Source organism: Pseudomonas paraversuta (assembly GCF_904067025.1).
Classification (GTDB): Bacteria; Pseudomonadota; Gammaproteobacteria; order Pseudomonadales; family Pseudomonadaceae; genus Aquipseudomonas; species Aquipseudomonas paraversuta.
Window position 1 is genome coordinate 3583641 of the sequence record NZ_CAJFDA010000001.1, and the last position, 21762, is coordinate 3605402.

Sequence of the window (21762 nt, forward strand, 5' to 3'; positions counted from 1 at the left end):
GGAAATTACCTGCTTATTCTTCGCTGGTGTGCACTTTGCGGTGCAGGATCGCCTGGAACTCATCGGCGAAGGTGTAGTAGCGGCTAATCAAGGTTTCGCTACGTGCAGCAAAACGGTTGTAAGCGATAACTGCCGGGATCGCAGCGAACAGACCAATCGCCGTGGCAACCAGTGCTTCGGCAATGCCCGGGGCAACAGTCGCCAGAGTCGCTTGCTGGGCAGTGGCCAGACCCCGGAAGGAGTTCATGATGCCCCAGACCGTACCGAACAAACCGATGTACGGGCTGACAGAACCCACGGTTGCCAGGAACGGCAGGCTTTGCTCAAGCTTCTCTTCTTCACGGGAGATGGCTACACGCATGGCACGTGCAACACCTTCCATAACGGCTTCCGGATCAACACCCGACTGCTGGCGCAGACGAGAGAACTCTTTGAAGCCGGCACGGAAAATCTGCTCGACTCCGGAGTCCGGGTCCGGGTTGCTACCCGCCTGACGATACAGCTTCGACAAGTCGATACCGGACCAGAAACGCTCTTCAAAGCTTTCCAGGGCACGTCGACCGGCGCGCAGCATGGTGCTGCGCTGAAAAATCATGACCCATGAGGTAACCGATGCGGCCAGCAGGATCAACATTACCAACTGCACAACAATGCTGGCATTGCTGACCAAGCTCCACATGGAGGAATGGTCGACGACGTTAGCTTCCACGCTTTATCTCCTGCTCTAAATGTTTACCCGCGCCGCTCACGTCGGCAAAGGCCGTACGTAAAGCTTCGGGAATGGCCCGGGGTTTAAAACTATCGGCGCGCACACAGGCCACCAAAAACTGCCCCTCACAGAGCAGTGTTGCATCTGTCGCCCGCCAGACCTGCTGCTTGAAACGCAGGCTTGCACGGTTGAGCTCTGTCACTTGCGCACTAACCAACAGTTCATCGTCCAGTCGCGCCGGAGCGTGGTAACGCGCCTCGCTGGAATGCACGACAAATAACAGGTTCTCCCCCACCAGCTCGGACTGGGAAAAACCCAGCTCCCGCAGCCTTTCGGTTCGAGCCCGCTCCATAAACTTTAGATAATTTACGTAATACACGACGCCACCCGCATCGGTGTCTTCGTAATAAACGCGACAGCGATGTGCGAACGGCTCCAGCCTGTTTTGCGCGCGCATACTCTAGTGCTTACTCCTCAGGTTGCCAATCCGCCAATCGACTGTTTTTTCATTCTTCCCGGACTTTAAGACCCGGGATTTTCAGCGCCAGCCCTTGAGACAGCAAAAACGCCGAAAAAATCGACTGCCGACCGCTTATTAATCATCTAAAGCATTCAAAAACTCGTCTACGACCGGCATTTCGCCCAGGCGCGACGGAATGTTCAGTCCGAAGTGCAAATACGCGTGCCGGGTCACAACGCGACCACGGGGCGTGCGCATGATATAGCCCTGCTGGATCAAATACGGCTCCAGCACATCTTCGATCGTATGGCGTTCTTCACTGATTGCAGCGGCCAGACTGTCGACTCCGACCGGACCGCCGTCGAACTTCTCGATCATGGTCAACAACAGGCGCCGGTCCTGATGATCGAAACCATGCTCGTCGACATCCAGCAGATTCAACGCCAGGTCGGCCACCGGCTTGGTGATATGACCCTTGGCCCGCACCTCGGCAAAGTCCCGTACACGACGCAACAAACGGTTGGCGATGCGCGGTGTGCCACGTGCGCGCCGGGCAATTTCGTAGGCGCCTTCCGGATCGAGGGGCAGACCGAAGATTTTGGCCGAACGGCTGACAATCGTTGCCAGGTCATCCGTGCTGTAAAACTCCAGCCGCTGCACGATGCCGAACCGGTCACGCAACGGATTGGTGAGCATCCCCGCGCGGGTAGTCGCTCCCACCAGGGTGAACGGTGGCAAGTCGAGCTTGATCGAGCGTGCGGCCGGCCCTTCACCAATCATGATGTCGAGCTGGAAATCCTCCATTGCCGGGTACAGCACTTCCTCAACGATGGGCGACAAGCGATGGATCTCATCGATAAACAGCACATCGTGCGGCTCAAGGTTGGTCAGCAACGCGGCCAGATCACCCGGTCGTTCCAGCACCGGACCCGAGGTGCTTTTGATCGACACCCCCATTTCCTGGGCAATGATATTGGCCAGCGTAGTTTTACCCAGCCCGGGCGGACCGAAAATCAGGGTGTGATCCAGCGATTCCGAGCGCCCGCGGGCAGCCTGGATAAACAGCTCCATCTGCTCGCGCACCGTCGGCTGACCAATATAGTCGGCCAGGCTCAAAGGACGAATCGCCCGATCCTGAACCTCTTCGCGGTCCCGCCCGCCTGAGGCGGTTATCAAACGGTCAGCTTCAATCACTTAAATCATTCCCTTGAGGGCACGACGAATCATATCTTCACTGCTCAACGTTTTATCCTTGATCGCGGATACCGCCTTGCTTGCTTCCTGAGGTTTATACCCCAGAGAAATCAAGGCGCTGACCGCATCGCTTTCTGCACTGGCCACCTGCAACGGCGCGTCCGGCTGGTTTGGCACCAGCGCAAACATGCTCGGCACCTGCTCCCAGGCCTTGAAACGATCCTTGAGCTCAACCAATAGTCGCTCGGCGGTTTTCTTGCCCACCCCCGGAACCTTGGTCAAGGCAGATGTGTCCTGCGCCTGCACGCAGCGCACCAACTCGTCTACCTCCAGGCTCGACATCAACGCCAAAGCCAGTTTGGGGCCGACACCGTTGAGCCGGATCAGCTCACGAAAGAAGTCACGCTCACGCTTGCCGATAAAACCATAGAGCAACTGGGCGTCTTCGCGAACCACCAGGTGGGTGTGCAAGGTCAGCGGCTCGCCTATGGACGGCAGCCGATACAGCGTGGTCATCGGCACTTCAAGCTCATAGCCCAGGCCATTTACATCAAGAATCAGGTGCGGCGGCTGTTTTTCAGCCAGAGTACCGCGCAAGCGTCCAATCACGTTTTAGATCCTTTTCTCTGGCCAGATCAATGGCTCACAACTGCAACGAGCAGGCTGCATCATTGCAGATAGAGCCCTGCCAGCAAGCTTAATTACATTAATAAACGTGTTTCAGAGCCGCAAACGCCCACCCCGGCTACGCGCCGCACCCAGGCCGTGGGGCAACAGGCTGGAACGAGTATGTGCATGGCACAAGGCAATCGCCAGCGCATCCGACGCATCGATTTGCGGCTTGGTCGTGAGCTTGAGCAAATGCATGACCATCATCATCACCTGCTCCTTGTTGGCTCCCCCGGTACCCGCCACGGCCTGCTTGACCTGAGTGGCCGAGTACTCGGCAATCTCCAGGCTTTCTTCAGCACCCGCCACAATGGCGGCGCCCCTTGCCTGGCCCAGCTTGAGCGCCGAGTCGGCATTGCGGGCCATGAACACTTTTTCGATGCCCATGGTTACCGGCCCGTAAGTCTGAATCACCTCGCGCACTCCGCGATAGACGATCTGCAACCGCTCATGCAACTCGCCACTGCCCGTACGAATGCATCCCGACGCCACGTACACGCAACCACGCCCGGTGTCTCGCACCACGCCATAACCGGTGATTCGCGAACCAGGATCAATACCAAGAATAAGAGTCATAACGCCTACAGCTTATGAAGTGACGCCCACGGGAACATGCCCGAACAGCTTAAAGGCAGAAGCCGGAGGTGCACAGCGTAGCGATCATCGCAACGTTGCACCTCCGGCCTCAGGTTTGTAGCACGTTATCAGGCTAGCTGTTCCAGCACCGCATCAGGAATTTCGGCATTGGAATACACGTTCTGTACGTCATCCAGGTCTTCAAGCATATCGATCAGCTTGAGCACCTTCTGCGCACCGTCCAGGTCCAGCTCGGCGCTGGTGGTCGGCAACATCACAATCTCAGCGTCTGCCGGGGTGAAACCCGCGGCTTCCAGTGCGTTGCGAACCGCGTAGAAGCTTGAGAACGAAGTGAATACATCCATGGAGCCGTCTTCGTTGGTCACCACGTCGTCGGCATCCGCCTCCATCGCAGCTTCCATCAACGCATCTTCATCAATGCCCGCGGCATAGGATATCTGCCCTTTGCGCTCGAACAGATAAGCCACCGAGCCGTCAGTACCAAGATTGCCGCCACACTTGCTGAACGCATGACGCACGGCGGCTGCGGTGCGATTACGGTTATCCGTCATGCACTCAACCATCACTGCAACGCCACCCGGACCGTAGCCCTCGTAGCTCAACTCGACCATGTCGTCGGTATCGGCGGCACCGGCACCGCGAGCGACGGCACGGTCAATGATGTCACGGCTCATGTTTGCACCAAGGGCCTTGTCCAGCGCCAGACGCAGGCGCGGGTTCGAACCCGGATCAGCCCCGCCCTGACGGGCAGCGACGGTCAGTTCACGAATCCACTTGGTGAAAATCTTGCCTTTTTTGGCATCCTGACGCTCTTTGCGGTGCTTGATGTTCGCCCACTTAGAATGACCTGCCATAACGCACTCCGAATCCTTTATGAAACCTTGCCGGTCCTGACACGTGCCACGAACCGGCAATAAAAATTCTCGACCCGAATAGCAAAGGCGCATCCGGAGATGCGCCTTTGCAGGTCAGCTTTACTCAGCCTTAGGCTGTTCGCGCAAACGAATGTGCAACTCGCTCAGTGCCTTGGCATCAACTACACCAGGAGCCTGAGTCATGACGCAGGCAGCGCTCTGGGTTTTCGGGAAGGCAATAACTTCACGAATCGACTGGGCACCGGTCATCAGCATCACCAGACGATCCAGACCGAACGCCAGACCACCATGGGGTGGCGCGCCGTATTTCAGGGCATCCAGCAGGAAGCCAAATTTCTCTTCCTGCTCGGCTTCACCGATACCCAACAGACGGAAGACCGCCTGTTGCATTTCCTTGCGGTGAATACGGATCGAACCGCCACCCAATTCGGTACCGTTGAGCACCATGTCGTAGGCACGGGACAGCGCGGTGGCCGGGTTGGCCTCCAGCTCTTCAGGCGAGCACTTGGGTGCGGTGAACGGGTGATGCAAGGCGCTGAAGCTGCCGTCGGTGTTCTCTTCGAACATCGGGAAATCGACAACCCACATCGGAGCCCACTCACAGGTCAGCAGGTTCAGATCGTTACCGACCTTGATACGCAGTGCACCCAGCGCTTCGCTAACGATCTTGGCCTTGTCGGCACCGAAGAACACGATGTCACCATCAACCGCACCGACGCGATCGAGGATCACATTGAGGTTGGCCTCAGGGATGTTCTTGACGATCGGCGATTGCAGACCTTCAACACCTTTGGCGCGCTCGTTGACCTTGATGTACGCCAGGCCACGGGCACCGTAGATGCCGACAAACTTGGTGTAGTCGTCGATCTGTTTACGCGGCATGCTCGCGCCGCCAGGAACGCGCAAGGCAGCAATACGGCATTTAGGGTCGTTGGCCGGGCCGCTGAACACCTTGAATTCCACATCTTTAAGCTGATCGGCAACGTCAACCAGTTCCAGCGGGTTACGCAGGTCAGGCTTGTCGGAGCCGAAGCGGCGCATGGCCTCTTCCCAGGTCATGTGCGGGAATTCACCGAATTCCAGACCCAGCACTTCCTTGAACAGGTTGCGGATCATTTCTTCGGTCAGACCCATGATCTCGGCTTCGTTCATGAAGCTGGTTTCGATGTCGATCTGAGTGAACTCAGGCTGACGGTCGGCACGCAGGTCTTCGTCACGGAAGCACTTGGCGATCTGGTAGTAGCGGTCAAAGCCGGCAACCATCAACAACTGCTTGAACAGCTGCGGCGATTGCGGCAGAGCAAAGAAGGAGCCGGCGTGGGTACGGCTTGGCACCAGATAGTCACGCGCGCCTTCCGGTGTGGCACGGGTCAGGATCGGTGTTTCGACGTCCAGGAAGCCGTTCTCGTCCAGGAAGCGACGGATGCTGGTGGTCATGCGCGAGCGCAGACGCAACTTCTCGAGCATTTCCGGGCGACGCAGATCGATAAAGCGATAGCGCAGACGGGTTTCTTCGCCAACGTCGGAGAATTCGTTGAGCGGGAACGGCGGGGTTTCCGCTTCGTTCAAGACTTCCAGCTCGTAGCCCAGTACTTCGATCATGCCCGAAGCCATGTTGGCGTTGCCGGCACCGGCCGGACGCAAGCGCACCTTGCCGGTGACCTTGACCACGTACTCGCTGCGCACACGGTCTGCGGCGGCGAAGGTCTCGGCGCGATCCGGGTCAAACACCACCTGGGCCAGACCATCACGATCACGGATATCGAGGAAAATCACCCCACCGTGGTCACGGCGACGATGGACCCATCCGCAAAGGGTAATTTCCTGGCCTTCCAGGCTTTCGTTCAGTTGGCCGCAATAATGGCTGCGCATCATGGTAGTGGTTTCACTTCTCGTAATTCGAAATTCGGTGGAGGTCTTGCGCACCGTCAGTGCTGGTAACAATGCAAGAGCCCGCTTGTGTTCAGACTGCTTTGGTTCAGCCTCAGTCGGATTTGTCGCCGCCTGCCAGATTCTTTTTCGAGCCTGTCTTGAAGTCTGTTTCATACCAGCCGGTGCCGCTAAGGCGGAAGCCTGGCATGGACAGCATTTTCTTCAGCTCAGGGGCCTGACAGGCAGGACAATCAACCAGTGGCGAGTCACTGATCTTTTGAATGGCTTCCAGTTGATGACCACAGGAAGCGCACTGGTAATCGTACATGGGCATTGGCGTGTCTCGACAATCCGTTAGCGGCAACCCATAAGGAGGGTTACGCAGCAAAGCGCGAGATTATATCTGGTAAATCGAGCCATTGCAGCCGCATGAACAGCCATAAGACCTTAAAGGCACCATGATTCGCAAAAGATTACAAGCCACCGAACAACCTGCTCCGGCCCCACACCCCGAATCGCCCGGCAAACCGGTATTTTTCAGCAGCTTCGGGAGAAGCTCTCCGAGCCTGGGTACATGCCAACCCAATGAGGCAGTCAACGTCTTGCACCCTCCATGCCCCACTATCAACTTCCCGATCAATGCAAGAACGCCAGGCATTTATCAAACAAGGGTTCTTACCCTCAATATAAAACCCCACCTGCTGATATATATCGGCAAACCGGCGACAGTCCTCCAGCCAGACCAAACTGGAAAGGGGCCAGGGCAAGTTCTTTTCGAAATCAAAAAATACAAACATCCATCCCGCCCTGCGCCCTGCACTTCTGCGCCAATATCAATCAACATCCAGCACAATCAAAGGTGGTTTTTTTGAAACAACCCCTTATGAAACACAGACCGCAAGCCTCTCAAGGCGGCATGCGCGCCCCGGGCCCGACCAAAGAACATGAACCTCTGAGCAAACTAACCGGGAACGACCAGGCTAAAGCCCTCGCGCCCATCCAGAACAGTTAAGGAAAATACAATACCCCCACTCAGCGTCTGGTACTTCAGCGTTAAAAAATACCCGCCCGCAACGACAACTGACACTTTATGCATGATCAAAAAACCACAAAACCGTACTCATCCAGATCATGCTCGGCACTCAAGCACCGCCTTTTAAATCACATACTACAAGCCCCCTATCACTCATAGTTTAAATACGAGCCAGCACGACACTTTCAGTACTTGAGCAACCCATTATTTTTGTCAATTCATAGCAGATTATAAATACAACTCCTTCCAGGGCTCTGCCCCCTGGAAATATGACCAACGGTCATGCCTGTACCAACATCGGCATAGGATGCTGTAACCAGCCACAATCACCCGACGCCATCAGATGCCGCCTGAAATGGGCTGCACACCTCTAGAACAAGGCTCTACCACTAAAAAACGCGGGGGATCATCATGTGCTGTGCAATCACATCAACATCCCATCAATACGCTTAATTTGAGAAGGCCCAAGCTTTGCTGTTAAATAGGCGGCGTGTCGCCTTCGTCAAGCCTCTGGCGACGGCGCATAGGCTGATGCCCGTACGTGTCTAGCGCCTCCATCATTTTCAGAAGCGAACCGTACGCAATCAGCTCTTCCTTGCGATCCGTCTTAAATGTGAGTTTATTGAAATGTTGAAAATCGTCCACCTGCTAACGGGCGCAGCTGCATTGCTGCTGTCCTTCATTCCTAGCCTGCAACCTGAAGCTATACCTTACCTGCAACACGCCGATGCTCTGTATCTGGCTTTTTTTGGTCTCCTTAACCTGACACTGGCTCCAGTCATTCCGTTCTGGAATAAAGGCCCCCGTCATCAACTGCAAAATCTGGTCAGCGCTCTATTGGTGCTGGCTGTTGTCCTGCAAACCCTAACCCTGTTCGGCCTGTTGTTGCCGATCGGCGATCAGCCAGCAATTTTGATCAGTCTCGTTCCTGCTGTAATTGCCGTGTTGCTGCATCTTGTAGTCAGCTTCTACAAATCATCACCTTCGTCGACTTCGCAAAGCTATGACATGACCAACCGCGATACAGGCACTGTAAAGTGGTTCAACACCTCCAAGGGGTTCGGCTTTATTTCCCGCGACTCCGGGGATGACATTTTTGTCCACTTTCGCGCCATTCGCGGCGAAGGTCACCGGGTACTGGTGGAAGGACAACGTGTCGAGTTCTCGGTGATGAACCGCGATAAAGGCCTACAAGCTGAAGATGTGATTGCAGCGTTGCCACGCCGCTAATTTCAGCAAAAAAAAACCGCGATCCAGCCCTGGCTGATCGCGGTTTTTTATTGCCTGCTCAAAAATCAATAATGCGGCGGCGGAGCTTCTTCCTCAAATGATTCGAACTGTCCGCCCATTTCTTCCTGGCGCTTGAGCAGCGCAGCCATCTGCATTTGCAAACGGTCGACGGCGTTCTGCTGCATCACCAGTACATCATTCAATGCCTGAATGGTGTCATCCTGAAAAGCCAGACGGCTCTCAAGGTCCATTACCCGCGCCTCAAGGGTCATCATTGCACCTCTGAAAAAGTGAACTCGACACCAAGGACCGATTTCAACTTGTCCTGGATCGCGCCCACCTCTGCCTGGGTATACGGCCTTGCCGGGTGCTTGCCCCAGACCGGACCGGGCCATGCAACATCGGCCTGGTACCGAACAATGACGTGCATGTGCAGCTGGCTGACAACATTACCCAGCGTCGCGACATTCATTTTGTCCGCGCCGAATGCATCCTTCAGCGTCCGCGCCAGGGCTGTTGTCTCAGCCCACATCAACTGCTGATCATGTTCATCCAATTGAAACAATTCACTTATACCCTCGCGCCGTGGCACCAAAATAAACCAGGGATAATTCGAATCATTGGAGAGCAACAGACGGCACAAGGGGAAGTCCCCTATCAGCCAGGTATCCTCGTGAAGGCGTGTATCCAAAACGAACACTGGGTGTTCTCCTGTTCAACGGGCAGTTTCAGTTCAACCGGCGCCTGACGACACGTATCAACCGCCAGGCGAAAGAGCTGCAGGATACCCTTGATTGCTCCATACATCACGGCAGCAAGCATTGATTTCCACCAGCAGCGCAGCAACAAGGGCTCAATCAACAGTCATCAAACACTTGTGCACCAAAAACGCACAATATGAATGTTTTTAGTGCACCAAAACGTCACCGACCACCCCAACAGGTGTTTACCGGTAACGTTTGAGGTGTTTCCCTGCGCCAGAACCTGGCCTTTACAACGGAAAAACTGGCAGCCAGCCCTGCAATATTCCCGTTTAACCCAAGCAGCGTCTGGATTTTCAGACTGGAAATGCCCAAAAAAATATTTTTCGAGCTATTGGGTAATTTGAGCATGCTTGTTGCATAAGCCACTGACACAGTCGTCCAAGTGTCTGCCGGAGTGCGGTCACCGGGCGATAAATAACAATAGCTGCGCCGCTAGAGTCCGGGATTTAAATGTGTAGGCGCAACGTAGTTTCCATGTAGCCACAGCTGTAAACAGCACTTTAAACATGCTGAAAAACGGCATACAGCTATGCGCCTGCGACATGCGGGGTAGCAATTTGCGACACGGCTGTAAAGAAACTGAATGCTTATGAGAGCAAGTATCGCCAACATGGCCGGCGTGATATAAGTTTGCGCCGACACAAAAAGAAAGAGCCGCCCCAGATAATAATTCAGGTGGGACGGCAGTACTCTTCCTAAAAACCAAAGGAGCAAATCACGATGCGCGTGATGAAGTGGAGCATGATCGCCCTGGCTGTTTCAGCCGGTACTACCCAGTTCGCAATGGCCTCATCGCAGGACGATGCTAAAGGTTTCATTGAAGACAGCACGCTGACTTCCAAAACTCGCATGCTGTACATGAACCGTGATTTCCGTAACGGCGCTGGCAACATCGCCAAGCCAGGTGGCGGCTTCAAAAGCGGCTACCGCGAAGACTGGGGCCTGAGCGAACTGCTCAACTACCAGTCCGGCTTCACCCAGGGCACCGTCGGTGTCGGTGTTGACGCTTTCGCCATGGGCACAGTACGCCTGGACGGCGGCGCTGGTCGCCAGGGCAACGGCCTGTTCGCTACCAAGGGCGACGGTTCTCCGGAAGATACCCAATCGAAAATCGGCGGTGCTGTAAAATTCCGTCTTTCCGATACCGTTCTGAAATACGGCAACCAGTTTGTTGCCAGCCCGGTTTTCTCTACCGATGACAGCCGTTTGCTGCCAGAAGTAGCTACCGGCACCTTGCTCACCAGCAAGGAAATCAAGGGTCTGGAACTGAGCGCCGGCCGCTTCACAGCGCTGAGCTCGCAAACTGGCATGGCTCGTGACAGCATCAACGGCCCAGGCCAGCCTGGCCTGACCTCTGCCAACATTGCTGGCGCAACCTACCAGTTCACCGACAACCTTGTCGGTGGTGTGGCGGCATCCGATGTTGATGACTACTTCAAGAAGCAGTACGTCAACCTGAACTACACCCTGCCGATCGCAGACTCTCAAGCCCTGAACTTCGACCTCAACGGCTACAGAACTTCGAGCCAGGGCCAGGAACTGGCTGGCAACGTAGACAACAAAATCTGGAGCTTGGCAGCTGCCTATAGCCTCGGCGCCCACAAGTTCACCATTGCTCACCAGCGCTCCACCGGTGACAGCGGTTACTACTACGGCGTAGACGGCGGCGGCACCATTTTCCTCGCCAACTCCGTGCAGTACTCCGACTTTAACGCCAAAGACGAGCAGTCCTGGCAGGGTCGTTATGACCTGAACATGGCCAGCTACGGCGTTCCAGGCCTGAGCTTCATGGCTCGCTACGTTCGAGGCACCAACATCTCCACCAATGACGGTGAAGGTAAAGAGCACGAGTTCGACTTCGAAACCAAGTACGTGTTGCAGGAAGGCCCGGCCAAGGACCTGTCTTTCCGTCTGCGTAGCGCTATTTACCGCACCACCAGCAACTACGGCAATGACGTCAACGACGTTCGCCTGATCGCTGAGTACCCACTGAACATCCTGTAATCGATGCCTTCGGGCTTTAGTTACAAGTACTGTGTTTAGTAAAAACCACGCCCCTGCCTCAGGGGCGTGGTTTTTTATTGCCCGGGGCAACGTATATATAGCAAGCTAACTAACAACCCGGTAACCAACAACTTCTTGGCCCCTGCCCCCATCGCCCCGTATGAAGGTACTAAAACAAATAAAGGGGCATATTCGCCCCTTTAATTGTTCCTGCACCTGATGATCAAGTGTGGTGCGCAGTATTAGTTCGCAGCCACTTCCTGAACCATACGGATGACTCGCTGAGGAAACGGAATGTCCACACCCTCTGCCCGCAGGCGATCACGTGCGTGCTCGTTGAACATGAACAGAACATCCCAGTAGTTCGGCGTATCCACCCAAACCCGCAGCGACATCGTGATAGCACTCTCACCCAGGGCGGATACCACCACCACCGGGGCCGGATCTTTAAGTACCCGCGGATCATCTGCCAGCATCAGCAGCACCTCACGCACCTTCTGCAGATCCGCGTCGTAATCAACACCGACGTCAAACACCACCTTGCGTGTCGGTTGACGGTTGTAGTTGGTGATGATGCCGTTGGACAGATTACCGTTTGGCACGATCACGGTTTTGTTGTCACCGGTACGCAACACCGTGTGAAAGATCTGAATGCTATCGACGGTTCCGCTCACGCTTTGCGCTTCGATCCAGTCACCGATCTTGAACGGACGGAACAACAGAATAAGCACTCCGCCGGCAAAGTTCGCCAGGCTGCCCTGCAACGCCAGGCCAATAGCCAGGCCTGCCGCACCAATGGCCGCGACGAACGACGTGGTCTGGATGCCAATCATTGAGGCAACGCTAACAACCAGCAACACCTTGAGAATGATATTGACCAGGCTGCTGATGAAACCCTGCAACGCCAGATCAGCCTTCCTCAACGCCAGCAAGTGCGCCAGTTTTGCCGTCAACCGGTTGATCAACCACCAGCCTACCGCCAGGGTGATCACTGCCAGCAGCACACGGCTGCCGTATTCCATAATCATCGGGATCCAGGCCTGTGAGGCCTTGATCAACTGATCAACTTCAGCATTCAAATCCACTTGTATCTCCTTGCACCCATATCCGGCGACTTCATTCGTTCAGCGAGACGATAGGACTGCTCAATCGTTTTTGCAGGTCCAGGGAAAATCGGACGTAGATAATCGCCATAGGTTCCCCCGTATTCAGTCACGGAAGTTATTGAACTGCAGCGGCATATCGAAGGTTTTGGCCCGCAGTGCAGCGATCGCTTCTTGCAAGTCGTCACGCTTCTTGCCAGTGATACGCACTTGCTCGCCCTGAATGGAAGCTTGAACCTTGAGCTTGGCGTCCTTGACGTGAGCAACGATTTTCTTCGCCAGCTCCTTGTCGATGCCTTCCTTCAATACGGCTTCCTGCTTCATCAATTTGCCAGAAGCGTAGGCATCCTTGATCTCAAGACATTGCGCATCAATCTTGCGCTTGATCAGGGCCAGCTTGAGGATCTCAATCATCGCTTCAAGCTGAAAGTCAGCCTCGGCGGTCAAGTTCACGGTCAGGTCCTTCTCCTTGAACTCAAAAGTACCCTTACCCTTGAGGTCATAACGACGATCCAGCTCCTTGACCGCGTTTTCAACGGCGTTGGTGACTTCGTGCTTGTCCAGTTCGGATACCACGTCGAACGACGGCATGTAGTTTTCTCCAATAATAAAGGGCGTGCTCAACACAGATGGAGCACGCCTGACCTGACAGTTAAAATGCGCGGGCATTATAGCGGTTCTTCGACTTCATTCACTTGCGAGTACACATGCCAAATTCGGCCTTGCCTCAAACTTCCTCCAATATGCCGACGCCGTGGCACATTCTCGGCGCCGGGAGCATGGGCATGCTGTGGGCCGCGCGACTGGCGCGTGCCGGCCTGCCTGTCACGCTGATCCTGCGCAACGGCGCGCGCCTGCAAGCCTATCAAGCGGCACAGGGGGTAACTTTAGTTGAAGGTGAGCACTCGCAACTGATACCCATCCGCGCCCAAACACCCGAGGCCGACGAGCCAGTTCAGCGCCTGCTGGTGACCTGCAAGGCCTATGACGCAGAGCACGCCGTCAGGCAGATTGCCGGACGGCTCAGCCCCGATGCCGAACTGATCCTGTTGCAGAATGGCCTTGGCAGTCAGCAAATCGTCGCCGACCTTGTCCCACACAACCGCTGCATCTTTGCCTCAAGCACTGAAGGCGCATTTCGCCAGAGCGACTGGCGCGTAGTATTTGCCGGCCAAGGCCAGACATGGCTGGGAGATACCAGCGGCGGCGAAGCACCGCAATGGCTTGAAGAACTGCAGCGCAGCGGCATAGCCCACCAGTGGAGCCCGAATATTCTGAGCCGTTTATGGCGAAAACTGGCCCTTAACTGTGCGATCAATCCGCTGACCGTACTGCACGACTGTCGTAACGGCGGTTTGCAAGCACACAGTGGCGAAGTCGGCACGCTGTGCACCGAACTCAGTCGCTTGCTTGAACATTGCGGACACCCTGAGGCTGCGATCGATTTGACTGCCGAAGTCAACCGCGTCATCCAGGCCACTGCCAACAACTTTTCTTCCATGCACCAGGATGTCACCCAAGGCCGGCGCACCGAAATCAGCTATCTGCTGGGCTATGCCTGCGCAGCCGCTGCCAATCACCAACTCGCGGCCCCGCACTTGCAGGCGTTGCAACAGCGGCTCAGCAATCACTTGAAGCAGCGTGGATTGCCCTGCAACTGAGGCCCGCGCTACTCTGCGGCCTTGTTCTTCTTGAATGCGACGACCCATGCCCTTGCGCCAGCGCCTTGAAAACCTCCCGGTAGGCCAGAAGTTGCTGGCCGCCCTCCTCGTATTGCTGGCTACCGTGTTGCTGGTGGCCAACCTGACGTTTATCAGTGCTGCGTACTGGATCTCCCACGAGAGCACTGCACCACAAGCCTTGCAGACACTGGGGCAGCTGGCGTCGAAACCCGCACTTATCGCTCATGCACTGGACTCCGAACACAACGCCGAAGCCCTGCTTGAGGAAATTGGCAGCTACGCCCCTCTGCGGGCCGCTGCGATTTATGACAGTGCGGGTAATCTTCTGGCGCAATTGCAGCACGGAGAGCACCTGCCGCTGCCCGAGCACTACCGCCAGATCGAAGCCTGGCGCCTGACCGAACTGCGCAGCAATCAACTCGCGAAACTCCCCCGGGACCAGGGCCCTCCAGGGCATTTACTGCTGGTCGCCAGCAGCGAACTGCCCATGGCGTTTTACACCGGCACACTCACCGCCAGCCTGGGGATTTTGATCTTCAGCACCTTGCTCTGGTTCGTGATTGCCCGGCAGATCAAACGCCTGATTACCCAACCCATTTACCGACTTGAAGAGCTGTCGCGCCAGGTCACCCGGGAAGAGAACTACGCCTTACGGGCTGCGCCGGGCAACAACGACGAAATCGGCAGCCTCGCCGAGGCATTCAACACCATGCTGTCGCGCATTGAAGCGCGTGAACAGGAACTCAAGCGTGCGCGGGATGAAGCACAAGCAGCGTACGATCAAGCGCAGGCACTCGCAGAAGAAACCCGCAACACCAATCGCAAGCTGGAGCTGGAAGTCCAGGTACGCAGCAAAATCGAGAAAAAACTGACCGGGTTTCAGAAATACCTGAACAGTATTATCGACTCCATGCCTTCGGCCCTGATCGCTCTGGACGAACAACTCTATGTCACCCAGTGGAATCAGGAGGCCAGCGTACTCTCGGGAACGCAACTGGATGAGGCCTTGAATCAGCCGATTGACCTTGCCTTCGAACCCCTCCAGCCCTTCCTGCCACAGCTCAAGGACACCATCGAAAACCACCGGGTCGCTAAAATTGAACGCGTGACCTGGGGCCAGGGCGAAGATGCACGGCACTATGCTCTGACGTTCTACCCGCTGATGGGCGGTGGCGGCCGCGGTGTGGTTATCCGGATTGACGACATTACCCAGCGCCTGTCACTGGAAGACATGATGGTGCAATCCGAGAAGATGCTCTCCGTGGGCGGCCTGGCCGCCGGCATGGCACACGAAATCAATAATCCGCTGGGCGCCATCCTGCATAACGTGCAGAACATTCGCCGGCGCTTGTCCAGCGACCTGCCAAAGAATGTGGAACAGGCGCAGCAGGCCGGTATAGAACTGGAGGCTATCAATCGCTACCTGCAAGCCCGTGAAGTACCCAAACTGCTGGATGGCATCCAGCAGGCAGGGGCCAGAGCCGCAAAAATTGTCACCCACATGCTCAGTTTCAGCCGGCGCAGCAATCGACAAATGAGCCCCTGCGATCTGTCTGCGCTCATCGATCAGGCCATAGATATCGCCAGCAATGACTTTGACCTGAGCATTGGCTTTGACTTCAAGGGGCACGCCGTTACGCGCCAGTTCGATCCGCAGCTAGGCCCCGTGCCCGTTATTCCCAACGAGCTTGAACAGGTGTTGCTGAACCTGCTGAAAAACGCCGCCCAGGCGATTCACCAGCGCACCGACAAGCGCGAACCGGGACGCATCATCCTGCGTACCAAGCTCAACCCGCCGTGGGCGCAAATACAGGTTGAAGATAACGGCGTCGGCATGCCGGAGCACGTGCGCAAACGGATTTTCGAACCCTTCTTTACCACCAAGGAAGTTGGCCAGGGCACAGGGCTCGGCCTGTCAGTGTCGTACTTCATCATTACCAACAACCACAAGGGCCAAATGGAAGTGCATTCAACCCTGGGTCAGGGCACCTGCTTTACCCTGCGCCTGCCGTTGGCTGGTAACCTGATAGCCGCACAGGAATCAACCAAGGTGGAACTCTAGACATGGGCTTTCGTTTATCGAAAATTTATACCCGCACGGGCGACAAGGGCGAAACCGGCCTGGGTGACGGGCGCCGTGTCCCCAAGGACCATCCGCGAATAGAAGCCATTGGTGAGGTCGACAGCCTTAACAGCCAGGTCGGCCTGTTGCTGGCCGGACTCACCGAGCACAGCGCGCAATGCCCGGGGCTCAATGAGCTGATTGAAGTACTTGAGCCGTGTCAGCATCGGCTGTTTGATCTGGGCGGCGAGTTGGCCATGCCGGCCTACCAGGCGCTCGACAACCTTGAAATCGAAAGACTTGAAGCGGCGATTGACCGCTGGAACGAAGAACTGGGCCCTCTGGAAAACTTCATTCTGCCCGGCGGCTCGAGCCTGATCGCACAAGCTCATGTTTGTCGCAGCCTGGCACGCAGTGCCGAACGTCGCTGCCAACAACTCAATGCAGTTGAGCCCATGACCGGGGCAGGCCTGGCGTATATCAACCGTCTGTCAGATTTACTGTTCGTCGCAGCCCGCCTGATCGCCAAGCGGCAGGGGATCGCTGAAATTCTATGGCAGGCAGCAGCAAAGCCCGGGGCTTGATGGCAGCTCAAAAAGTGCCACCCGCGCGAAGTCACGCACAAGGTTGCGGTCAAAAAGCAGAAAGAGACTAAAGCGCTGCCCGAAGCGGGCCAGATGCAGGCGGGGGTAAAACATGAAGGCAGCCACTGGGGCTGCCTTCATTTGACATCAGGCTACCGGATTGATTGGCTTTTCCGGGTACCACACGTCCAACAGCGGGCTAACTTCAACGCTGGTCAGCTCTGGGCGAGCTTTCAACCAGGCTTCAACAGCGGCACGCTGCTCTTCGCTGACCGAGCCGCGCTTCTGCAGGCAAACCAGACCGTAGTCGTCGCCGCCAACATAGCCCAGACCGTTAGCTTCCATGGCTTCTTTCAAAAACGCTGCGAGGAATGCATCGATAGCCTCTTCCGACAGGTCTTCTTTGAAATCCAGGTTCAGCTCAAAACCCAGCTCCTGAAATTCATCAACGCACAGTTTTTTGCGCAGACGCTGGGAACGATTAGTAGCCATTGAACAATCCTCATAAGTAATTACGGGCGGCACTTTAGCAGCTTAAGGCCGCAGTTGCCCGGTTCCATGTGAACGGTTCATCGTTTTCTGTATTTAATCAGCCAATACCTGCATCACAGCGATGCACAAGCCCGCTGACCTTGGGGCATAATGCCGATACTTTTATGACTATCGAGGGCTTATTTATCATGCCCTCTTATTTTCTCCCCTCGCCTGCAGGGTTTTACTTCATATGATCAAATCTTTACGACCATTGCTTCTGGCCAGCCTGTTTTTGCCGCTCGCCTTCGGCGCCAACGCCGCCCCCGTCAACACCACCCTTTCGCCAAAAGTCCAGCAAGCCCTCAAGACCAACAAGCTGCAAAATGATGCACTGTCATTGGTCATGATCCCCCTGGATGGCCCCGGCACTCCAACAGTCTTCAATGCCGACGTATCGATGAACCCCGCCTCCACCATGAAGCTGGTGACCACCTACGCGGCCCTGGAAATGCTCGGCCCGACCCATCAGTGGAAAACCGAGTTCTATACCGATGGCACCCTGAGCAACGGCATCCTGCAGGGCAACCTGTACCTCAAGGGTGGTGGCGATCCCAAGCTGAACATGGAAAAACTCTGGCTGCTGATGCGCGACCTGCGAGCCAACGGCGTGCAGCAAATCACCGGCGACCTGGTGCTTGACCGCAGTTTCTTCGAGCAACCACAGCTGCCGGTGTTTGATGACGACGGTAACGACAAGAACAAACCGTTCCTGGTCAAACCCGACTCACTGATGGTCAACCTTAAAGCCCTGCGCTTTGTTGCACGTAATGATGCCGGCAAGGTGCTGATCTCGGTCGAACCACCGATTGCCAGCATCCGGATCGACAATCAGGTAAAGGCCGTCAACACCAAGCAATGCACGGGTGATGTTCGCTACAACCCCGTTACCCAGGCCGACGGGTCGGTCCTGGTCACCGTCAGCGGCCAGCTGGCCGATGGCTGCAACTCCCAGACCTACCTGTCCTTGCTCGACCATGCGACTTATACCGCCGGTGCGGTACGCGCCATCTGGAAAGAACTGGGCGGCAGCATTCAGGGGCAGAACCGTCAGGCCGCCGTGCCCAAAAATGCCAAATTGCTGGCCCGGGCCTACTCACCGGATCTGGCAGAGATCATTCGCGACATCAACAAGTACAGTAACAACACCATGGCCCAGCAACTGTTCCTGAGCCTGGGCGCGCAGTTCCGTAGCGATGCCGATGGTGACGACGCCAAGGCTGCACAGCGTGTCATACGCCAGTGGCTGGCCAAGAAAGGCATTACCGCGCCCCATCTGGTCATGGAGAACGGCTCCGGACTGTCACGGGCCGAACGTGTCAGCGCGCGGGAAATGGCGCAAATGCTCCAGGCCGCCTGGAAAAGTCCGTATGCGGCCGAGTTCATCAGCTCTATGCCCATTGCCGGTAAAGACGGCACCATGCGTAAACGTCTGAAAACCACAGCCATGAACGGCCAGGCCCATATCAAAACCGGCACCCTCAATACCGTGCGCGCGATTTCAGGCTTTAGCCGCGACAGCAACGGTCATACATGGGCAGTCGTGGCCATCCTCAACGACCCTCGCCCATGGGGCGCTTCATCGATTCTCGACCAGGTACTGCTCGACCTGTATCGCCAGCCTGCCTTGGCCAACAGCTCGGTATCTATCGCGCAATAAATTTGCAGGCCATAGCCACTATGATTCTGTAGCGCCGCGGGCATTTAGCCCACAATTAAAAACGCCCCCGATCACAAGATCGGGGGCGTTTTTATTTATGCCGGTGTCACTGCTCTTAACGAGCCGTGATTTTCCAGGCACGGTGGATTTTGCTGTTGCGGGCAAAGTCCGGATCGATGGTGCTGGCGGTAATTTCTTCTACCGCATAACGCGCTTCCAGATTTTCATCGAGGATGAATTTGCGGAAGTTGTTCGAGAAGTACAACACGCCACCCGGCGCCAGACGCGCCATGGCCAGGTCCAGCAACTGCACATGATCACGCTGGACATCGAAGATGCCTTCCATGCGCTTGGAGTTGGAGAAGGTCGGCGGATCGATAAAGATCAGGTCGTACTCTTCACGGCAGGCATCCAGCCACGCCATCACATCGCCCTGCTCCAGACGGTTCTTGTCCGAGAAACCGTTAAGGGACAAGTTGCGTCGCGCCCAGTCCAGGTATGTTTTCGACAGGTCGACGCTGGTAGTGCTGCGTGCGCCGCCCTTGGCCGCGTGAACGCTGGCGGTTGCGGTGTAGCAGTACAGATTGAGGAAACGCTTGCCGGCCGCTTCTTTCTGAATGCGCATCCGCATCGGGCGGTGGTCAAGGAACAACCCGGTGTCCAGATAGTCCGTGAGGTTCACCAGCAGCTTCACGCCACCCTCATTGACCTCAGTGAACTTACCCTGGGCGCTTTGACGCTCGTACTGCTTGGTGCCGCTCTGGCGCTCGCGACGTTTGACGATGACGCGGCTTTTATCGATGTTCAGCGCCTGCGGAATTGCCGCCAGGGCATCGAACATACGGGCCGAGGCTTTTTCCGGATCGATGGATTTTGGCGCCACGTATTCCTGGACGTGAACCCAGTCGTGATACAGGTCGATAGCCATCGAGTACTCAGGCATATCGGCGTCGTATACACGGTAGCAATCAATACCTTCGCGCTTGACCCACTTGCCCAGCGCTTTGAGGTTCTTTTGCAGACGGTTGGCAAACATCTGCCCGCCTTCGCTCAAGCGCGGCTGCTCGATCACCACAGGAGCCGGCTTGATCGGGTTGCCGTTCTTGTTGAACTTCTCGTACTTGCCCGGAGCTTCGATGTTGGACGGCAGATCAGATTCGACCTGCTCACGCTCAGCCTGACGCTGCTCAGGCGTGCGGCGCTCGCCAGTGACGAACTGATCCGGGACGACCTTGATCAGCAACAACTTGCACGGCAAGGCGCCGTTCCAGAACGAATACTGTTTGTGACTGCGAATACCCATGCGCTTGCCCAGATCCGGGGCGCCGGTAAACACTGCCGCTTCCCAGTTCAGACAGGCCTGACGCAGGCGCTCGCCAAGGTTCTGGTAGAGATAGAGCAAGCTAGCCTCATCCCCCAGACGCTCGCCGTACGGAGGGTTACAGATAACCAGACCTTTCTGGTTCTGATCAGGACGCGGCTCAAAGGTCGCGACTTCACCCTGGTAGATCTTGATCCAGTGACTCAAGCCCGCACGTTCAATGTTGTTGCGGGCAGGCTGGATCAGACGCGGATCAGCTTCATAGCCACGAATCCACAACGGCGGTTTGGCCATGCCAGCCTCTGCACGCGCCGTGGCTTCTTCATGCAGCTTCTTCCAGATTGCCGGCACATGGCCCAGCCAGGCGTCAAAACCCCAGTGAATACGGTTGAGGTTTGGCGCCATATCGGCAGCAATCATCGCGCCTTCGACCAAGAAGGTACCCACACCGCACATCGGGTCAGCCAGGGCTGCGCCTTCGGCGGCCATACGCGGCCATCCGGCACGGATCAAAATGGCTGCTGCCAGGTTTTCTTTCAGCGGTGCAGCACCTTGCTGCAGACGGTAGCCGCGCTGGTGCAAGCTGCTGCCCGACAAGTCCAGGGACAAAATCGCTTCGCCGCGATCAAGGCGCAAGTGAATGCGAATATCGGGACTGATCTTGTCGATGGAAGGACGCTCGCCGGACGGCGTGCGCAGCTTGTCGACGATGGCGTCTTTAACTTTCAGGGCGCCAAAGTGGGTGTTATCGATGCCTGAGCCATGGCCACTGAATTCAACGGCGAGGGTGCCGTCCGGAACCATATGGTCTTGCCATTCGATATCCAGCACACCGTGGTACAGGTCTTCCGCATCTTTCATCGGGAAGCGCTTGAGCACCAGCAACACTCGGTTGGCAAGACGCGACCAGAGGCACAGGCGGTAGGCAGTTTCCATAGTTGCCATGCCACGAATGGCCGAGGTGTGCTCGCGGGCTTCCTCAAGACCAAGGCCGGTAGCCTCCTCAAGGAGAAGGCCTTCAAGGCCTTTGGGACAAGTAAGGAAGAATTCGTAACGATCCGACATGGGATTCCTGAGCTTTTAGCTATCAGTGAGCAGACAACGCATTGCCTGCTCCGTTTTCAATCAAGCGCTTTTCTTGAAGAGCGCTCGTGTGGCACGAAACTGTGCCGTTCCACCCCCGCGATCAGTCATGCCCTGAGGCACGAAGAGTTTAGACGCAGAGGCAGGTCATTCATCGAGAAACAAATGGTCATGATCAGACCCTTCGTCGAATAGTCTCCCAGCGCTATGGATAGGTATTCGCAGCAGAGAATGAAACACATCATCTTTGTAAACACTCGCCCTATCAGGCTTTGGGCGAAACCGGCCATGCAAAAGCAGCCGTTCTTATGGCCTTAACACCATTATCG

The 21762-nt window shown here is 56.1% G+C and carries 20 protein-coding genes; 6 read left to right on the forward strand and 14 right to left on the reverse strand.

The genetic code is table 11. From position 1 onward, the window contains the following. Positions 1 to 13: 13 nt before the first annotated feature. The 8 genes from tolQ to JQ848_RS16290 all read right to left on the reverse strand — a co-directional run bounded on the left by tolQ (position 14) and on the right by JQ848_RS16290 (position 6710). Positions 14 to 709: a protein TolQ gene (tolQ, locus tag JQ848_RS16255; protein ID WP_003441243.1), complete on the reverse strand. Its 696-nt coding sequence runs from the start codon at positions 707 to 709 to the stop codon at positions 14 to 16. Next, positions 699 to 1166, reverse strand: coding sequence for a tol-pal system-associated acyl-CoA thioesterase (gene ybgC, locus JQ848_RS16260; RefSeq protein ID WP_003441239.1), 468 nt, complete (start codon positions 1164 to 1166; stop codon positions 699 to 701). Before ybgC ends, tolQ begins: the two co-directional genes overlap by 11 nt. 138 nt (positions 1167 to 1304) lie before the next feature. Continuing rightward, positions 1305 to 2363, reverse strand: coding sequence for a Holliday junction branch migration DNA helicase RuvB (ruvB, locus tag JQ848_RS16265; RefSeq protein ID WP_003441236.1), 1059 nt, complete (start codon positions 2361 to 2363; stop codon positions 1305 to 1307). After that, positions 2364 to 2972, reverse strand: a complete 609-nt coding sequence (ruvA, locus tag JQ848_RS16270) for a Holliday junction branch migration protein RuvA (RefSeq protein ID WP_060694300.1) — start codon at positions 2970 to 2972, stop codon at positions 2364 to 2366. It lies immediately after the preceding gene. Positions 2973 to 3083: 111 nt separating this feature from the next. Further along, positions 3084 to 3608 carry a crossover junction endodeoxyribonuclease RuvC gene (gene ruvC, locus JQ848_RS16275; RefSeq protein ID WP_003441230.1) on the reverse strand — a complete coding sequence of 175 codons (525 nt, stop codon included), beginning with the start codon at positions 3606 to 3608 and terminating at the stop codon, positions 3084 to 3086. Between the two features lie 128 nt (positions 3609 to 3736). Beyond that, a complete protein-coding gene (locus JQ848_RS16280; protein ID WP_127196578.1) occupies positions 3737 to 4483 on the reverse strand; it encodes a YebC/PmpR family DNA-binding transcriptional regulator in 747 nt (248 codons plus the stop codon). A gap of 120 nt (positions 4484 to 4603) precedes the next feature. After that, positions 4604 to 6379 carry an aspartate--tRNA ligase gene (aspS, locus tag JQ848_RS16285; RefSeq protein ID WP_029612355.1) on the reverse strand — a complete coding sequence of 592 codons (1776 nt, stop codon included), beginning with the start codon at positions 6377 to 6379 and terminating at the stop codon, positions 4604 to 4606. A 109-nt stretch (positions 6380 to 6488) separates the two neighbouring features. Further along, the gene (locus JQ848_RS16290; RefSeq protein ID WP_003441220.1) at positions 6489 to 6710 is read right to left on the reverse strand and encodes an FmdB family zinc ribbon protein; all 222 of its coding nucleotides are present in this window, start codon (positions 6708 to 6710) and stop codon (positions 6489 to 6491) included. 1326 nt (positions 6711 to 8036) lie between these two features. On the opposite strand from JQ848_RS16290, the gene JQ848_RS22915 reads away from it, so the two are divergent. Further along, complete coding sequence (locus tag JQ848_RS22915) at positions 8037 to 8639, forward strand: cold-shock protein (RefSeq protein ID WP_003441215.1); 603 nt, start codon at positions 8037 to 8039, stop codon at positions 8637 to 8639. A 65-nt stretch (positions 8640 to 8704) separates the two neighbouring features. Here the strand turns inward: JQ848_RS22915 and JQ848_RS16300 are convergent, their stop codons facing one another. After that, positions 8705 to 8911: a SlyX family protein gene (locus tag JQ848_RS16300; RefSeq protein ID WP_003441212.1), complete on the reverse strand. Its 207-nt coding sequence runs from the start codon at positions 8909 to 8911 to the stop codon at positions 8705 to 8707. Beyond that, complete coding sequence (locus JQ848_RS16305; protein ID WP_202210944.1) at positions 8911 to 9339, reverse strand: HIT domain-containing protein; 429 nt, start codon at positions 9337 to 9339, stop codon at positions 8911 to 8913. Before JQ848_RS16305 ends, JQ848_RS16300 begins: the two co-directional genes overlap by 1 nt. Before the next feature lie 784 nt (positions 9340 to 10123). Here JQ848_RS16305 and JQ848_RS16310 point away from each other — a divergent pair. Continuing rightward, entirely contained in the window at positions 10124 to 11407 is a 1284-nt protein-coding gene (locus JQ848_RS16310) for an OprD family porin (protein WP_202210945.1), read from the forward strand. 242 nt (positions 11408 to 11649) lie between these two features. Here the strand turns inward: JQ848_RS16310 and JQ848_RS16315 are convergent, their stop codons facing one another. Both JQ848_RS16315 and JQ848_RS16320 read right to left on the reverse strand, forming a co-directional pair. Further along, the gene (locus JQ848_RS16315) at positions 11650 to 12492 is read right to left on the reverse strand and encodes a mechanosensitive ion channel family protein (protein ID WP_003441197.1); all 843 of its coding nucleotides are present in this window, start codon (positions 12490 to 12492) and stop codon (positions 11650 to 11652) included. A gap of 123 nt (positions 12493 to 12615) precedes the next feature. Further along, positions 12616 to 13101 (reverse strand): YajQ family cyclic di-GMP-binding protein, encoded by a 486-nt coding sequence (locus tag JQ848_RS16320; protein WP_003441196.1) that lies wholly within the window; start codon positions 13099 to 13101, stop codon positions 12616 to 12618. Between the two features lie 152 nt (positions 13102 to 13253). Between JQ848_RS16320 and JQ848_RS16325 the strand changes: the two genes are divergently transcribed. The 3 genes from JQ848_RS16325 to JQ848_RS16335 are packed head-to-tail and all read left to right on the forward strand — an operon-like array spanning position 13254 to position 16838. Next, positions 13254 to 14171, forward strand: coding sequence for a putative 2-dehydropantoate 2-reductase (locus JQ848_RS16325; protein ID WP_202211310.1), 918 nt, complete (start codon positions 13254 to 13256; stop codon positions 14169 to 14171). Positions 14172 to 14217: 46 nt separating this feature from the next. Next, entirely contained in the window at positions 14218 to 16254 is a 2037-nt protein-coding gene (locus tag JQ848_RS16330; RefSeq protein WP_003441194.1) for a sensor histidine kinase, read from the forward strand. 2 nt (positions 16255 to 16256) lie between these two features. After that, positions 16257 to 16838 carry a cob(I)yrinic acid a,c-diamide adenosyltransferase gene (locus JQ848_RS16335; RefSeq protein ID WP_003441193.1) on the forward strand — a complete coding sequence of 194 codons (582 nt, stop codon included), beginning with the start codon at positions 16257 to 16259 and terminating at the stop codon, positions 16836 to 16838. A 147-nt stretch (positions 16839 to 16985) separates the two neighbouring features. Here the strand turns inward: JQ848_RS16335 and JQ848_RS16340 are convergent, their stop codons facing one another. After that, on the reverse strand, positions 16986 to 17330 hold the full coding sequence (locus tag JQ848_RS16340; protein WP_003441192.1) for a YggL family protein: 345 nt from the start codon (positions 17328 to 17330) through the stop codon (positions 16986 to 16988). A gap of 232 nt (positions 17331 to 17562) precedes the next feature. Here JQ848_RS16340 and dacB point away from each other — a divergent pair, with 232 nt between their 5' ends. Beyond that, positions 17563 to 19029: a D-alanyl-D-alanine carboxypeptidase/D-alanyl-D-alanine endopeptidase gene (gene dacB, locus JQ848_RS16345; protein WP_003441186.1), complete on the forward strand. Its 1467-nt coding sequence runs from the start codon at positions 17563 to 17565 to the stop codon at positions 19027 to 19029. A 115-nt stretch (positions 19030 to 19144) separates the two neighbouring features. On the opposite strand, the gene rlmKL is transcribed toward dacB, so the two are convergent. After that, on the reverse strand, positions 19145 to 21415 hold the full coding sequence (gene rlmKL, locus JQ848_RS16350; RefSeq protein WP_003441183.1) for a bifunctional 23S rRNA (guanine(2069)-N(7))-methyltransferase RlmK/23S rRNA (guanine(2445)-N(2))-methyltransferase RlmL: 2271 nt from the start codon (positions 21413 to 21415) through the stop codon (positions 19145 to 19147). Positions 21416 to 21762 lie beyond the last annotated feature (347 nt).

What these genes read in the sequence shown, in the direction of transcription:
- ruvC (WP_003441230.1), bottom strand. Translation starts at nt 3,608, where the DNA reads ATGACTCTTATTCTTGGTATTGATCCTGGTTCGCGAATCACCGGTTAT.
- aspS (WP_029612355.1), bottom strand. Translation starts at nt 6,379, where the DNA reads ATGATGCGCAGCCATTATTGCGGCCAACTGAACGAAAGCCTGGAAGGC.
- JQ848_RS16300 (WP_003441212.1), bottom strand. Translation starts at nt 8,911, where the DNA reads ATGACCCTTGAGGCGCGGGTAATGGACCTTGAGAGCCGTCTGGCTTTT.
- JQ848_RS16290 (WP_003441220.1), bottom strand. Translation starts at nt 6,710, where the DNA reads ATGCCCATGTACGATTACCAGTGCGCTTCCTGTGGTCATCAACTGGAA.
- JQ848_RS16280 (WP_127196578.1), bottom strand. Translation starts at nt 4,483, where the DNA reads ATGGCAGGTCATTCTAAGTGGGCGAACATCAAGCACCGCAAAGAGCGT.
- JQ848_RS16310 (WP_202210945.1), top strand. Translation starts at nt 10,124, where the DNA reads ATGCGCGTGATGAAGTGGAGCATGATCGCCCTGGCTGTTTCAGCCGGT.
- JQ848_RS22915 (WP_003441215.1), top strand. Translation starts at nt 8,037, where the DNA reads ATGTTGAAAATCGTCCACCTGCTAACGGGCGCAGCTGCATTGCTGCTG.
- ybgC (WP_003441239.1), bottom strand. Translation starts at nt 1,166, where the DNA reads ATGCGCGCGCAAAACAGGCTGGAGCCGTTCGCACATCGCTGTCGCGTT.
- JQ848_RS16325 (WP_202211310.1), top strand. Translation starts at nt 13,254, where the DNA reads ATGCCGACGCCGTGGCACATTCTCGGCGCCGGGAGCATGGGCATGCTG.
- JQ848_RS16335 (WP_003441193.1), top strand. Translation starts at nt 16,257, where the DNA reads ATGGGCTTTCGTTTATCGAAAATTTATACCCGCACGGGCGACAAGGGC.
- JQ848_RS16340 (WP_003441192.1), bottom strand. Translation starts at nt 17,330, where the DNA reads ATGGCTACTAATCGTTCCCAGCGTCTGCGCAAAAAACTGTGCGTTGAT.
- dacB (WP_003441186.1), top strand. Translation starts at nt 17,563, where the DNA reads ATGATCAAATCTTTACGACCATTGCTTCTGGCCAGCCTGTTTTTGCCG.
- JQ848_RS16330 (WP_003441194.1), top strand. Translation starts at nt 14,218, where the DNA reads ATGCCCTTGCGCCAGCGCCTTGAAAACCTCCCGGTAGGCCAGAAGTTG.
- rlmKL (WP_003441183.1), bottom strand. Translation starts at nt 21,415, where the DNA reads ATGTCGGATCGTTACGAATTCTTCCTTACTTGTCCCAAAGGCCTTGAA.
- JQ848_RS16320 (WP_003441196.1), bottom strand. Translation starts at nt 13,101, where the DNA reads ATGCCGTCGTTCGACGTGGTATCCGAACTGGACAAGCACGAAGTCACC.